Origin of the sequence: Cupriavidus pauculus (genome assembly GCF_008693385.1) — a bacterium.
In the GTDB taxonomy this organism is placed as follows: Bacteria; Pseudomonadota; Gammaproteobacteria; order Burkholderiales; family Burkholderiaceae; genus Cupriavidus; species Cupriavidus pauculus_D.
In genome coordinates, this window is record NZ_CP044067.1 from 1,900,298 (window position 1) to 1,914,549 (window position 14,252).

Sequence of the window (14,252 nt, forward strand, 5' to 3'; positions counted from 1 at the left end):
TGACCTATCCGTCTGCCTACTGTCAGTTCTGTGCGCCATGACACTTAATACAAGCACAGCAAGAGCAAACCGGGCCAATCGCCTGGGACAGGGAAACACGGGTGGCAACCGCGGCGAATGCTGAAAAGGTTGCCGAAATTTCGTCAGTCATCGAGATACGGTGGAGCGGCGAAGTCGGGTCACATATCGCACGTCAGGTGCGGCGCGGACCGATATCGCTTCTTCCGGGGTTAATGGGAGAGAGAAAAATGATCACGCATCGGTCGGACCTGCATGTCAATCACTTGCTCAGCGCGTTGCCTCGCCATGAGTGGGAAACGCTCTCGCGGCATTTCGAACTGGTTCGCCTGCGTGCCGGCGAGTTGCTGACGGATTCCGGCCAGCGCATCGTGCACGTCTACTTCCCGACCACCTCGGTGGTATCGCTGCTGTCGCTGCTCGAGGATGGCGCCACGGTGGAGTTCTCCGCGGTGGGCAACGAGGGCCTGGTCGGCATTCCCGTGGTCACGGGCGGCGACACCATGCCGAGCCGCGTGGAGGTTCGCAGTCCCGGCTTTGCCTATCGCATTCCGGCGCGCGTGCTGCGTGCGGAGCTGGGCCATATGCCCACGCTGCAGCGCGTGACGCTGCTCTACGTGCAGGCCGTGCTCACCCAGATCGCGCAGACGGCCGCCTGCAACCGCCACCACTCGCTGAACAAGCAGTTGTGCCGCTGGTTGTTGCTGGCCATCGACCGCATGAGCTCCAACGAACTGGTGATCACGCAGCAGGTGATTGCCAACATGCTGGGCGTGCGCCGCGAGGGCGTGACCGAGGCGGCCGGCAAGCTCGAAGACCTGGGCCTGATCCACCATAGCCGCGGCCATATCACGGTGCTGGACCGTTGCGGCCTCGAGCGGCATTCCTGCGAATGCTACAAGCTGGTCAAGCGCGAATACGACCGCCTGCTGCCGGCACTGGCCGGCGTGCATGCCTGAGCGCGAACGCGGCGACGTGAGCCGGCGGCGATACGCGAGCGGGCGGAGATGAATGGCCGCGCAGGCCGTTCACTCGCCGCCTTCTCGCATCGGTTCACGTCTGCCAGGCACTGGCGCGGCCGAACGAGTTCAGCAGCCCCTGCGTGACATGCGTATAGGCGCTCTCGAGCGTGTCCAGGCATTCACTGCACGCGTCCGCACGGCCCCGCGCGACGGCGCGGGCCAGGCGGAACTGGAGCACCTTGCATTCGGTGGCGATCGACGTTGCGCCGGCAACGATCGACTGCGGCACGCGATAGCCGTGTTCCCCGAGCCATGTCAGGCCATGCGCAAGCATCTCGAAATTGGCGCCGAGCTGGCGCGGCAGGTTGAATCCGTAATGATGGAAATACGCATCGCCGCGCGACAGTATCGTGCCGACGTGGTCGTCGAAGACCTCACGCCACCGGCTGACGGGATTGATTTCCGGCAGCCGGTCCAGGTGCTGGCGCATCTGCGCCGCGGCGGCATTGGACAGCACGCGTCCATCGAGCGGCGGCCGCACGCGCTTGACGCATTCGGCGTAAGGAAACAGCAACAGCGAGTTGTCGCGCAGTGCCGGCTCCAGCCGCAGCAGACCGCGATAGTCCTCGTCCACGGCCGTGTAGCGGCCCAGGTTGTGATAGTAGGTGAGCCGCTGCTGCGCGGTGTCGATACCCTCGACAGCCACCGTGGTCTTCACGTGACCGCGGCGGTAAGCGGTGGCGCGCGTGTCGGGCAGGTAAAAGCTGTCGACCTCGACGAGCACCGTGTGCCCGCGTCCCACCTGCTCCCCGATATGCGCCTCGAGCGTGTCGTAGATCGCCATCTCCTGCACCGCGGTGCCGTAGAGCTGCTCGAGGTCGGCCACCGGATACTTGAAGAAGGTGAAGTGGTCGCCTTCGAAATCCTGCGTGACCGTGAACGCGAGCGCCGCGCGCGGATCGAGCCCCCAGCCGTAGAGCAGTTCGATCCAAAGATCCATATAGCAGTTGGTTTCCTGCCAGACCGCGTCGTCGCCGTGCAGATTGCCGGGGCGCGGCGTGTCCTGCTGCCCGTCGATGCCCGCGCGTTCGAGGACCGTCTCGATGCCTTGCTCCATCTTGTCCCTCCGGAACGTTGGAAACAGCGCGTGCCATTGCAGCACCGGCGCGCCCGCGCATCTGTTCGCTGTCCAACCCAGCCGGCGCCGACGCGGCGCCGGCAAGCGTGTGCGGAATCGAACAGATACTGCGCAGTGCACGTTTCACACTGGGCCGCATCTTCCGGCGCTCGTGCCGGAGTGGATTTCGTACCCATTTCTGCGTGCACGCAGGAGACATCATGAAACTTCGGATTCAGGACGGCATCGCGCCGACGGGCATCGCCCTCCCCCCTGCCGGACAGGCGCAAGCGTTGGGGGCGGTCGATGACACGGTGCTGGCGCCGCCCGTGCGCGTGGCGCTGCAACCTGTGATCCTCGCTGGCGGATCGGGCACGCGCCTGTGGCCGCTGTCCCGCGAAAAGCATCCCAAGCAGCTGCTGAACCTGGTGGCCGACGACACGCTGCTGGAGGCCACCGCGCTCCGGCTCGAAGGCGTGGCCGCGCGCACCGGACGTCCCGTGAGCCTCGATGCGCCGCCGATCGTCGTGTGCGGCGAGGAACATCGCTTCATGGTGAGCGATATGCTGAAGCGGCAGGGCAAGCGGGCACGCGTGGTGTCGGAACCCTGCGGCCGCAATACCGCGCCCGCGCTGACCGTGGCGGCGCTCCACGCGCTGCTCGCGGCCGGCGACGCAGGCGATGCGGTGCTGATCGCCACGCCGGCCGACCATTGCGTGACCGACACCGAAGCGTTCCGCGATGCCGTCGCCACGGCCGTGCAGCACGCCGAGCAGGGCGCGATCGTCACGCTGGGCGCGCGTCCCACCGCGCCCGAGACCGGCTTCGGTTATATCCATGCCGGCGCTGCCGTGTCTCCCGGGGCCTTCCTGATCGACCGCTTCGTCGAGAAGCCGCATCTGGAACTCGCGCAGCACTATGTGGATTCTGGCGAGTACTGGTGGAACTGCGGCATCTTCGTGGTGCGGGCGTCGGTCTGGCTCAAGGCCGTCAGCCAGCTGCAGCCCGAGATGTACCTGCAGTGCCGCGCCGCCTGCGAGATGGCTGGCGAGAGCGGAAACGCGGCCCAGCCCGAAGTTTTCCAGCTGGAGCGCAATGCGTTCGAGGGCTGTCCCTCCGATTCGATCGACTATGCCGTGATGGAGCAGCTCGACGCGCTGCCCGGCATTCCCGGCATGCTTGTGCCCCTCGATGCCGGCTGGTCCGACGTCGGCTCATGGGCGGCCATCTGGGATATCGCGGCGAAGGACAACGCCGGCAACGCCTGCCGGGGCCGTGTGCTGTTCGACGGCGCCACCTCCTGCCTCGCGCATTCGGAAGGGCGCCTGATCGCCTGCGTCGGCGTCCAGGACGTGGTGGTGGTGGAAACCGCGGACGCGGTGCTGGTCGTGGACAAGCACCACGTGCAGGACGTCAAGAACGTGGTGCAGCGCCTGCGCACCGAACATGGCGCCGAGGTGGTCAACCATCGCAAGGTGCGGCGGCCGTGGGGGTGCTATGACTCGATCGATCATGGCGACCGCTTCCAGGTGAAGCGCATCGTGGTCGATCCCGGCGCGAGCCTGTCGCTGCAGATGCACTATCACCGCGCCGAGCACTGGGTGGTGGTACGCGGTACCGCGCGCGTGACCTGTGGCGATACGGTCAGCATCCTTTCGGAAAATCAGTCCACCTACATTCCGATCGGCACGCTGCATCGTCTCGAAAACCCAGGGAAGACACCGCTCGAAATCATCGAGGTCCAGTCGGGCGCGTATCTCGAGGAAGACGACATCGTGAGATTCGAAGACAACTACGGGCGCAAATAGGCAACACGCCAGGAGAGCATCTCGTGAATACCATGTCATTTGCCGGCGCCATGCCGGCTCCGGGGGAGATGGGACGCAAACGGGCCGTGCACGTGCGAGCGTGGATGGACCATGCGGGCTGGATCCTTGCCGCAGGCGCAGTCGGCGCGATGATCGCCGGCGTGGCCGCCGTCTCGCGGCCGTATGTCTACCGTGCCAACACGCTGATCCAGGTCAATCAGAACGATGCCGACACCGGCGCCGGCGCGAAGCGCGCCGCACCATTCGACACGGGCATGCTGCGCAGCCGTACGGTCGTGGGGCCGGTGGTCGAGCGCCTTCGCCTCGATGTCTCGGTGGAACCGCTGCGCGCGCCGCTGATCGGCGGCGTGGCCGCGCACCTTGCCGAACCCGGCAGCCTGCATGGGCCGTGGCCGGAAAGTCTCGGCTACGCATGGGGCGGCGAGCAGCTAGAGGTCCGCACGCTCGATGTGCCGGACGCCCTGCTCAACGCGCCGCTGGTACTTCAGGTGCTGCCGACCAATACGTTTCGCGTGTGGCACAACGACAAGCCGCTGCTGGAGGGCAGCGTGGGCGAGCGCGTGCAGGTCAATGGCGTGACGTTCCAGGTGGACCGCATTGCCGCGCGCCCCGGCACGCGCTTCGTGGTGACCCGTCGCGACACGGCGCAGACGATCGACACGATCGCGCGCGATCTTCGCATCGACAGCGACGGCAACGACTCGAGCACGGTCCGCATCACGTGGGAGAGCCCGAGCCGGACCGCGGTGGCGCCGCTCGTCAACGGCATCGCGGAATCGTATATCGGCGAACAGGCGGGCTTGCGCCGCGAAGAAGGCGCGGCCGCCATTGCCTACCTGTCCGGCGAACTGCCGCGCGTGCAGGCCGAGCTCGAACGCGCCGAGGCCGCGCTGACGCGCTATCGCGCGAAAGAGGGTTCGATCCAGCCGAGCCAGGATGCGCAGTCGTACCTCAACGGCAGCATGGATTACCAGCGCCAGATCGCGCAGCTGAAGCTCGAGCGCACCAAGGCACTGCAGCGCTTCACCGAGGAATCCAACGAGGTGAAGACCATCGACAACCAGATCCAGCAGCTGACGCGCGAACGTCGCGACATGGACTCCAAGCTGCAGAACCTGTCGGTCACCGAGCGGAAGTCGGTGGCGCTCACGCGTGACGTCAAGGTGGCCGAGGATACGTACATCGGCCTGCGCAACCGGCTCGAACAGCTGTCGCTGGCGAGCATGGACCGCGCGCGTCCGACGCGCGTGGTCGACGCCGCACTGATGCCCGCCGCGCCCATCGGCATGAGCACGGGCCTGCTGACGACTGGCGGCGGCGTGCTGGGCATCTTCCTGGCCATGGGGCTCGTCTCGTTCCGGCAGCGTATCAAGCCCGTGGTCGCGAACATCGGTGACGCGGAGGCGAGTCTGGGGCTGCCGATGCTCGGCGATATCTGCTACAGCCGCGAGCAGGTGGAACTGGAGCGGCTGCTCGCATCGTGCACGCGCACGCACTGGTATCCAGGCGGTGCGCGCCTTGCCCAGCTGGCGTCGCCCCCGCCGGGCCGCGATGTGGTGGACGCGCTGCTGTACGACGACGATGACGAGGACGTCGACGCGCTCCCCGGCATGGTGCTGCACGACCACTTCCTGCTTGCGCGCAATGCCCCGCATTCGATGGCGGTGGAAGGACTGCGCAACGTGCGCGCCGCCCTGCATTTCACCATGCTGGCGACGGGCGGCAAATCGCAGGCGCCGCGCGCCAATGTGATCGCGGTGACGAGCCCCACGGCCGGCGCGGGCAAGACCTTCGTCTCGGTCAACCTGGCCGTGCTGTTTGCCGAAGCGGGCAAGCGCGTGCTGCTGATCGACGCGGACCTGCGCCGCGGGCGTGTGGCGAGCTGGTTCGACCAGCATCCGGAACCCGGTCTGGCGGAAGTGCTGGCGGGGCGTGTCGAGCTGTCCGACGCCGTACGGCCCAGCATTGTCAGTGGCCTCTCCGTGTTGTCGGCGGGCACGGCACCGGTCAATCCGTCGGAACTGCTCATGCAGCCCGCGTTTGCCGAGTGTCTCGATACCTGCGCTTCGCGCTTCGACCTCGTGATGATCGACACCACGCCGGTGCTGGCAGTGGCCGATGCCACGCTGGTTGCCAATCTCGCCGGCTCGACGCTGCTGGTGCTGCGCGCGGAATCGACGCTGCCCTCGCAGGCCGAGGAAACGCTCAAGCGGCTGGCGCGTGCCGATGCCCACATGCTCGGCGGCATTCTCAATGGCGTGACACCCCGGCGCAGCAATCGCGCGGAGTTCGGCACCATGAACCCGTATCTCGGCATGCCATTGATCGGCACGTCGGACGAACCCAGGCGCCTCGCCCATGCGGCCGCCGAAGAAGAAAAAAGCAGTCACTGACGACACCCAAGCGCCGGCGAGCGTACCCGTTTCTGCGTACACCTTCCTGCGTGCGCATCGCCGGGGCTGCCTCAGGCAGCCGCACGAGGAGAATCGATGCAACGGGTCATTTTCGACGGCTGTGCGGGATGGTTGCACGGCAGTACGGGGCCCCTCGGTCCGCGGGATACGGGGGTAGTGTTGTGTTCGCCGCTGGGCCATGAGGCCGTGTGGTCGCACCGGGCCTGGCGCCATCTGGCCGATCAGCTGGCCGCCGCCGGCGTGCCGGTTTTGCGCTTCGATTACGCGGGCACGGGCGACTCCGCCGATGTCGCCAGTCAGGACCCCATGATGCGCGCCGTGGCCGATATCGAGGCGGGCGCGGCGCTGTTGCGGCGGCATGGCGCCGTGGAAAAGGTCGTCTTGTGCGGGCTGCGCATGGGCGCGTGCCTGGCGGCCATGGCCGCGACGCGCGTGGGCGCATCGGGGCTCGTCATGCTGTCTCCCGTGGCCGACGGCCGCGCCTATCTGCGCGAGTTGCGCGCGCTCCACGCGGGCTGGCGCAACAGCGCCATTCCCGAACTGCAGCCGCCACCGGCACCCGCCGGCGATATGGATGTGCTGAGCTTCCGCATGCCCGCTGCCACTGTCGAGGCTATCCAGGCCCTGCGGCTCGATCGCCTCGACAAGGCGCCGGCCCCGCACGTGCTGCTGCTCGATGCGGGACCGGAGCATGTGTCGCCGGCGCCCGCGCTTTTGGGGCAGTTTCATTCGCTCGGCGCACAGGTGCGGATGGAGAGGTTCGACGAGTACCCGATGATGATGCGATCGGCCGAGTTCGCCGACGTGCCGTCACGCGCCTGGGCAGCCGTGGTCGGATGGGTGGCGGAGCGCTCGCAGCCCAACGAGTCCCCCCACGAGTCAATCACGGCGGTCAGCGTCTCGCCACCGCCCGATACGCTGCTCGCGGACGGTATGGTGGAGCAGCCCGTGCGGCTCGGCAACGGACGCCTGTTCGGCATCCTGTGCACGCCCGAGCGCGCCCCCGCCGATCTCGTCGTTATCTTTCCGAATACCGGCGGCAACCATCATGTCGGCGATGGCCGGATCTTCGTGGAGCTGTCGCGCCGTCTCGCACGCGAGGGCGTGGCGGCATTGCGGCTCGACGTCTCGCTGCTCGGCGACAGCCTCTGCGCGGCGCGTACGATGGACCTGTCCAGCATCTACTCGCGCACGGCCCGCCACGACGTCAGCCTCGCCGTGGACGGCATGCGCGCGCATGGCTACCGGCGCATCGTGCTCGCCGGTGTCTGCTCGGGCGCCTTCCTGAGCCTGCACGCGGCACTGGCCAACCCGAACGTGACCGGCGTGGTGCTCGCGAACCTCGTCAAGTTCCGCTGGGATGCCGCCGACGAGGCCGAGGCATCGGACGACCTGCGCTCGGCACGTGTGTACTTGGCCGCGGCCTGCAAGTGGGAAAACTGGCGCCGGCTGCTGAGCGGCCGACTCGATGTGGCGCGGATCGTCAGCGCGACGCTGCGGCGGATCCGGCATCGCGCACGTGCCGCGGGTGCCGCGGCGCACACGGAGGGCGGCGGCGAGTCCGGGGTGTCGGCGTTCGCGTGCGGCGCCGTGCGCGAGCTGAACCGGCGCGGCGTGCGCACCGATTTCGTCTATGGCGCCAGCGACGTGGGCCTGCGCGAAGTGCGGCTTGGCTTCGGACGGCAGCTGGAGGCGATTGCATCGCTGCCATCCGTCGATGTGCGTATCCTGCCGATGCTCGACCACTCGCTGTTCCTTGTGGCGAGCCGCGAGGCGTTTGCGGAGCAATTGCTCGCGCACGTGGCGCGCGTGCAGGATTCGATGGCACGCCAGTTGGTGCGCGTGGAGCGCGCGGCCGCGCGCAATACCGTGCGGCCGCCGCGCCCCGTGCGCGTGCCCGCGCGCGTCGCGCAGAATCCCGTCGCCCGTCAGAAGGACTGAGCCGGCCCGCGCATGGTGCCCGCGGCCGGCGGCAACTTCAGCGCGGCGCTACGCTCAGAGTTCGGCGCTGCGCTCGGGCCGGCACTGTCCGGACAGCAGTTCGCGCAGACCGATGAGGTTGCCCGCGAGCCGCCCGCGACGGTCGATATGCGCCTCGGGGAAGAACGCTTTGCCGCTGTTGGCGAGAAGCGCGCGCAGCGTGTTGAGGATTGCTTCCCGCGCGGACAACGCGCCTTTCTCGTACAGGTACCACGCGTTGACGATCTGCGAGAAGCCGAGCCGTTTACCCGATGTCCGGCCGCCCGAGCGCAGTCCAAGATGCACCCCGCGCGCGGCATGGACCTCGAGCAGCTGCCCCCGGCGTCCCACGGCGCGCGAGAAGTCCATATCCTCGAGCCAGCCATACAGCACCAGCCGTTCGTCGAAGCGGAGGTCGCCGATCGCGGCGCAGCGATATGCCATGTTGCAGCCGTAGAGCTTGCCCACCGGCACCAGCCCACCCGCGGGTGCATGCGCGGCATCGTCGGCGAGCAACGCCGCGGCCTGGTCCCAGTCGAGTGCATCGCCGTTGGCGCCGTCACGGATCACCGCGCCGGTCATGCCGGCCGCATTGGGACGCGCGTCGAAGCCTTCCGCGCAGCGCGCGAGCCAGTCCGTCGCGGGGACGAAGTCGTCATCCAGGAACACCACGATGTCGCTCGCTTGCAGCACCCGTTCCAGCCCGCGATTGCGTTGCGCGGGGAGACCCGCGGGCCCGAACAGGTACTCGATGGGCAACGTCGTGACGAACGGTGTTTCCACGTCGTCCTGCGAGGTGGCCGAGACCACCACGAGGTCCGGTGCGCGTGTCTGCGTCTCGAGCAGCCGTAGCACGTGCGAGAGGGCTTCCCGACGTCCCTTGGTGGCGATGATGACGGCGATGCGGTGCGCGTGTGCCGCGCCTGGTGTCCGATGCGGATTCACGTTTTCTCCCTGGGTTCTTCCTGTTGTTGGGGTAGTCATGCCAACTATGAGAACAGTGGCTCTCCGGCATCGGTCTGTTTGACCACCTACCCGGATGGTGACAGAGTGCGGCTTCACTCCACAGGCGTGTTTTGTGCGGAAGCGCACGGATGAAGGCACCATCGGACTCGCAAGATGAGGCGATGATCCGGTGCGGCATGCACCGATGGCTGGAGCGTTTCGATGAGCTGGACCCGCCGCGCCTGGCTGCGCAGCATTTCTGTCACTGCCCTTGCCGTCGCCTCGCGCGACCTCGCGGCGCATATTGGTACGGGGCCTGTCGATCCACTGGTGCCGGCACCCGATATCTGGGTGCTCGACGCGACCGGTCAGCGCCGCCGCCTGCCCGAACTGCTTCTCGGCAAGGCCACTGCGGTGCAAACCATGTTCACGGGATGCAGTTCGGTGTGCCCGCTGCAGGGCGCGATGTTCGGCGCCGTGCAGGAGGGCCTGGCACGCAGCAGCGGACGCCGCCCGAAACGCCTGCTATCCCTCAGTATCGATCCCCTCGGCGATACCCCCCAGTCGATGCAGGCGTGGCTCCGCCAGATGAATGCGGGGCCATCGTGGGCGGGCGTGATTCCCGTCGGCGACGCGCGCGACCTCCGGAGCGCACTGGCCGGCCGCCCGCCCGACGCGAACCTCGATCGCCATACCACACAGGTCTACTTTTTCAACGCGGCGGCGCAGCTGTGCTGGCGTAGTCCGTCGCTGCCCGAGCCCGGGGACATCGTGACCGTCCTCGACCATCTGGCAAACACATAACGGCACACGCGGACACCAAGACCATAACGTTTGAACCGGTTCACTTCAGGGGACCTAACATGAATCTCTACTCTCGCAACTGGTCGCCCCTTGCATGGCTTCCGAGGTGGATCGGCGCGTGCCTGCTGCCGCTGCTCCTCCTGTGCAGCGCGCCCGCGCAGGCGCAGTCGGCGCCCGTGCCCATCAAGCTGAGCGGCACCAATTTCTGTCTGGATATTTCGGGTGGCGTCGTCGACAACGATGCGCCGGCCATCATCTGGACCTGTCATGGCGATGCCAACCAGCAGTGGATCCTGACTGCGTTCGGCAGCCAGTACCAGCTTGCCGCGTCGCACAGCAACAAGTGCCTGGATATCCAGTACGCGAGCACCGCGAACAATGCGCCGGCCCTGCAGTGGACCTGCAGCGGCACGACCAACCAGCGCTACACGCTGAAGGCCCAGAACGGCGGCTACGCGATCGTGGCCGTTCATAGCGGCAAATGTCTCGCGCCGAATTCGACTGCGGCCGATGGACAGGCCGTCGTGCAGAAGACCTGTACGGGCGCGGTGGCGCAGACGTGGAACATCACGATCCAGCAGGTCACGGTGCTGCCGTCGAAGTGGTCGGCGCCGATCACCCTGCCGCTGGTACCGGCGGCCGCGGCGAATCTGCCCAACGGCCGTATCCTCGTGTGGTCGGCCTACGATCGCTTCAACTTCGGTGGCGATAACGGGCAGACCTACACCGCCATCTTCAACCCGGCCAACAACACGTCCACCGAGAAGCTCGTGACGAACACCCAGCACGACATGTTCTGCCCGGGTACGGCCAATCTTCCGGACGGCCGGATCCTTGTCAATGGCGGCAGCAGCGACTCCAAGACCAGCATCTACAACCCCAGCACCAATGCCTGGACGGCTGCGGCGGCGATGGTCAAGGGGCGCGGCTATCAGGGTGCTGTCACGCTGAGCAACGGCGGCGTGTTCACGATCGGCGGCTCCTGGAGCGGCAACATCGGGGACAAGGACGGCGAGACCTGGCAATCGGCCACTGGATGGAAGCTGAACAGCGCCGTGTGGGACGACTACATCCTGACCGGCGATGCGGGCGGCATCTATCGCTCCGACAACCATGCCTGGCTGTTCGCGGTGTCCAACGGCCGCGTGTTCCATGCGGGCCCGAGCAAGCAGATGAACTGGATCGACACCGCGGGAAACGGCGGCGTGACACCCGCAGGCACGCGCGCGGCGGACGGCGATGCGATGAACGGCAACGCCGTGCTCTACGACATCGGCAGGATCTTCACGGTCGGGGGCGCACCCGATTACGAGAACTCCAACGCCACCGCGAACGCGCATGTCATCGACATCCGTACCACGACGCCCACGGTGCGCAAGGTGGCCTCGATGTCGTATGCACGGGCGTTCCACAACAGCGTGGTGCTGCCGAACGGACAGATCGTAGTGATTGGCGGCCAGGCCTGGCCGGTGACGTTCAGCGACGATGGCGCGGTGCTCGTGGCCGAGATGTGGGATCCGGCCACCGAGAAGTTCTCGCGCCTGGCATCGATGGTCACACCGCGCACGTATCACAGCGTGGCGCTGCTGCTGCCCGACGGCCGTGTGCTGAGCGGCGGCGGCGGTCTGTGCGGCAACTGCGCGACCAACCATCCGAACGTCGAGATCCTGACGCCGCCGTATCTGCTCAACGCGGATGGCACCGCGGCCACGCGGCCGGCCATCACCAACGCACCGGCCGACGCCTATCTCGGCACCACCATCGCGGTCAACGCGACCGCGAACATGAAGGCATTCTCGCTGGTGCGGATGTCCTCGGTCACGCACTCGGTCAACAACGAGCAGCGCCGCATTCCGCTGAACTTCACGGTCGGCACGGGCGGCGAGTACCAGCTGCAGATTCCGGCCGATCCTGGCGTGGCGGTGCCTGGCTATTACATGCTGTTCGCCATGAACGCCGCCGGGGTGCCGAGCGTGTCCGCGATCGTGCGCGTACGTTGATGCGGGCGAGCGCCCGTCTGCGCAGGCTGGCGTGGCTGTTGGCCACCGCCAGTCTGTGGGTACAGGCCCAGGCGGCGACCGACGTCGACCGGGGGCGGCGCATCTTCCAGGGCGAGGCACCGGTCACCGCGCATATGCGCGGTGAAACCCGGCTGCTGCCGGCGGCCGCGGTGCGCTGCATCAACTGCCATGCGGCGGCGGCCGGCGCCGAGCCGCTCGGGCCCCGGCTGACCTCCGACTCCCTGCTCACGCTCACCGCGCGCCGCGGTGGGCCTCCCACCGCTTACGACCGCGACGGCTTCTGCCACGCGCTGGCCAGCAGTATCGATCAGGGCGGGGTGCTGCTGGCGAAGGCGATGCCGCAATACCAGCTCGCGGATGCCGACTGCACCGCGCTCTGGTCGTTCCTGCTGACGCAGTGAATTCACCGATATAAGGACAACCGCATGCGCAGTCTTCGCAGAAGTTTTCTCGCACGGCTCGGCGTGATCGGCAGCACGGGGGCCGCGCTCGCGGCCACCGGCGCATCGCGCAACGTGCTGGCCCGCCCCGCCGACGACGGCGCGGGCGAGCGCGTGGTGTCCGTGGCCGAGTTCCAGGGGCTGGACCCGACTGGACGCTCGCCGTCGGATGGCGCGTTCGCCAGCGCCCTGCGCAACATGGCGACGCAGGTACGCCAGTCGGCCTTCGGCGAGAACCCGAACCTCATCGGCGGCAAGCGCATCGTGTTGCCGCCGGGCACCTATCGTCTGACACGTCCGGGCGCGCTGTTCGATTCGTCATTGCTTTCGGGCCGCACGCAGGGGCTCGTCATCGAAGGCGACGGACCGCCCGGATCGGTCGTGATTCTCTACGACCCGCGCGGAAGCGGTGCGCTGATCCGCAACCAGGACAAGGCGCTGGTCGTCCGTTTCCGCAATCTGCAGTTTCATGGCAAGGCGCCCAACAACGACCTGATCGACAGCGTGAGCGCCGGCGGCGCGCAGGACTATGCGTTCGACGATTGCATCTTCACGGGGGACTGGCGCTATGGCGCGAACCTGACGGGCGAGAACTGCAACAGCGAATGGAAGTTCTGGCGCTGCGCGTGGGCCGGCAACTGGAAATCGTTTCTCTACGTCGGCAAGGACAACACGTCCGACCAGTTCCTCAACTACTGGTTCGATCACTGCAAGTACTGGTCCTCGAGCAACTGGATCGACATGCAGCGCGGCGGCAACGTGAAGCTGACCGACTGCGATGTCAGCGGCTACGAGCCCGCCGGCCAGACGTATCTGTTCAACCTGCGCGGCAACAACCATGCGCTGGGCGTGTGCTCGTTCAAGGCCGAGGGGTTGCGCGTCGAACAGAAGACGAAGAACGCGGCGGTCATCTATTGCGAGTGGGAGCAGGGGAACATCGGGTTCAAGGATTGCGACTTCGGCTCGCAGGCCTACCAGCCCTATGCGGCCGGCACGATCTCCGCGGTGTTTTCTCCCGGGAATACCGCCGGCGCGCAGGTGGTGTTCGACAACTGCGCGATCATGGGCAAGCACCAGTACAACGCGGGGCAGGGGCCGGCCGGCCAGGGCCGGGCGGTGTACCGCAACTGCGACTTCCTGAACTACAAGCATCCGGACGAAGCCGTGATGTTCTCGGAGGCCGGCAATCAGCTGGGCCGGCGCCGCGTGGTGACGATGGAAGGCTGCCGCGGAGACTCCAGCGGTGGCGTGTTCGCCGATGCCGAGATCGGCTGGCATGTGGCGGCCGCTGCCACGGTCAGGACCAAGGTGGTGTCGTTCAAGAACGCGTTCGGCAGGCTGCCCTCGGCGGCCGACGGCGCGCAGACCGTGGTGCTGCCGCTCAATGCGATCGTCACGCGCGTGATCCTCGATGTGCCGCCCGGCGCCGCGACGTCGTCGGGCGCGGGCGTCTATACGATCCAGAGCGGCGAGGGCAAGCCCACGGTGCTCGCCACGCTGCGCATGCAGCAGTTCTCGGCCGGCGGTCTGGCGGACCAGCGCACGGTCTTTCGCTGCACCACGCGGCAGCAGTGCACGCTAAGCCTGGTGGCCGGCGCCGGCACCGATCAGTCGCCCGGGGGCGGTGCGGTCGCGCTGGTGGAATATATCGGCTGAGAATATCGGCTGAGAAGCGCCCGGAAACGTCAAAGGGGCCGAGCCGCAAGGCTCAGCCCCTTCTTCTTGCGCGCCTTGGTGGTGGCG

General features: G+C 67.2%; 10 protein-coding genes. 8 read left to right on the top strand and 2 right to left on the bottom strand.

All coding sequences use genetic code 11. The features are described from left to right. Nucleotides 1-248: 248 nt before the first annotated feature. On the top strand, nt 249-977 hold the full coding sequence (locus FOB72_RS26835) for a Crp/Fnr family transcriptional regulator (RefSeq protein WP_150375950.1): 729 nt from the start codon (nt 249-251) through the stop codon (nt 975-977). A gap of 94 nt (nt 978-1,071) precedes the next feature. Here FOB72_RS26835 and FOB72_RS26840 read toward each other — a convergent pair whose 3' ends face one another. Then, entirely contained in the window at nt 1,072-2,097 is a 1,026-nt protein-coding gene (locus tag FOB72_RS26840; protein WP_150375951.1) for a DUF1839 family protein, read from the bottom strand. A gap of 221 nt (nt 2,098-2,318) precedes the next feature. Between FOB72_RS26840 and FOB72_RS26845 the strand changes: the two genes are divergently transcribed. The 3 genes from FOB72_RS26845 (at nt 2,319) to FOB72_RS26855 (ending at nt 8,281) form a co-directional block, all read left to right on the top strand. Further along, entirely contained in the window at nt 2,319-3,905 is a 1,587-nt protein-coding gene (locus FOB72_RS26845; protein WP_150375952.1) for a mannose-1-phosphate guanylyltransferase/mannose-6-phosphate isomerase, read from the top strand. A gap of 32 nt (nt 3,906-3,937) precedes the next feature. Further along, nucleotides 3,938-6,319 carry a polysaccharide biosynthesis tyrosine autokinase gene (locus FOB72_RS26850; protein WP_191002434.1) on the top strand — a complete coding sequence of 794 codons (2,382 nt, stop codon included), beginning with the start codon at nt 3,938-3,940 and terminating at the stop codon, nt 6,317-6,319. A gap of 96 nt (nt 6,320-6,415) precedes the next feature. Then, nucleotides 6,416-8,281: a serine aminopeptidase domain-containing protein gene (locus FOB72_RS26855; protein ID WP_223851585.1), complete on the top strand. Its 1,866-nt coding sequence runs from the start codon at nt 6,416-6,418 to the stop codon at nt 8,279-8,281. Between the two features lie 54 nt (nt 8,282-8,335). Here the strand turns inward: FOB72_RS26855 and FOB72_RS26860 are convergent, their stop codons facing one another. Continuing rightward, nucleotides 8,336-9,244, bottom strand: a complete 909-nt coding sequence (locus FOB72_RS26860) for a glycosyltransferase family 2 protein (RefSeq protein WP_191002278.1) — start codon at nt 9,242-9,244, stop codon at nt 8,336-8,338. Between the two features lie 222 nt (nt 9,245-9,466). Here FOB72_RS26860 and FOB72_RS26865 point away from each other — a divergent pair, with 222 nt between their 5' ends. Genes FOB72_RS26865 through FOB72_RS26880 form a run of 4 tightly spaced genes read left to right on the top strand, consistent with a single transcriptional unit; the run spans nt 9,467 to nt 14,165 of the window. Further along, nucleotides 9,467-10,048, top strand: coding sequence for an SCO family protein (locus FOB72_RS26865; protein WP_191002279.1), 582 nt, complete (start codon nt 9,467-9,469; stop codon nt 10,046-10,048). Nucleotides 10,049-10,107: 59 nt separating this feature from the next. Beyond that, a complete protein-coding gene (locus FOB72_RS26870; protein WP_150375955.1) occupies nt 10,108-12,048 on the top strand; it encodes an RICIN domain-containing protein in 1,941 nt (646 codons plus the stop codon). Nucleotides 12,049-12,086: 38 nt separating this feature from the next. After that, on the top strand, nt 12,087-12,470 hold the full coding sequence (locus FOB72_RS26875) for a hypothetical protein (protein ID WP_150375957.1): 384 nt from the start codon (nt 12,087-12,089) through the stop codon (nt 12,468-12,470). Nucleotides 12,471-12,494: 24 nt separating this feature from the next. Beyond that, nucleotides 12,495-14,165, top strand: coding sequence for a hypothetical protein (locus FOB72_RS26880; protein WP_150375959.1), 1,671 nt, complete (start codon nt 12,495-12,497; stop codon nt 14,163-14,165). The last annotated feature ends 87 nt before the right edge of the window (nt 14,166-14,252 follow it).

Excerpts from the sequence above, each read along its gene's own strand:
- FOB72_RS26835 (WP_150375950.1), top strand. The coding sequence starts at position 249 with ATGATCACGCATCGGTCGGACCTGCATGTCAATCACTTGCTCAGCGCG.
- FOB72_RS26840 (WP_150375951.1), bottom strand. The coding sequence starts at position 2,097 with ATGGAGCAAGGCATCGAGACGGTCCTCGAACGCGCGGGCATCGACGGG.
- FOB72_RS26845 (WP_150375952.1), top strand. The coding sequence starts at position 2,319 with ATGAAACTTCGGATTCAGGACGGCATCGCGCCGACGGGCATCGCCCTC.
- FOB72_RS26850 (WP_191002434.1), top strand. The coding sequence starts at position 3,938 with ATGTCATTTGCCGGCGCCATGCCGGCTCCGGGGGAGATGGGACGCAAA.
- FOB72_RS26855 (WP_223851585.1), top strand. The coding sequence starts at position 6,416 with ATGCAACGGGTCATTTTCGACGGCTGTGCGGGATGGTTGCACGGCAGT.
- FOB72_RS26865 (WP_191002279.1), top strand. The coding sequence starts at position 9,467 with ATGAGCTGGACCCGCCGCGCCTGGCTGCGCAGCATTTCTGTCACTGCC.
- FOB72_RS26870 (WP_150375955.1), top strand. The coding sequence starts at position 10,108 with ATGAATCTCTACTCTCGCAACTGGTCGCCCCTTGCATGGCTTCCGAGG.
- FOB72_RS26880 (WP_150375959.1), top strand. The coding sequence starts at position 12,495 with ATGCGCAGTCTTCGCAGAAGTTTTCTCGCACGGCTCGGCGTGATCGGC.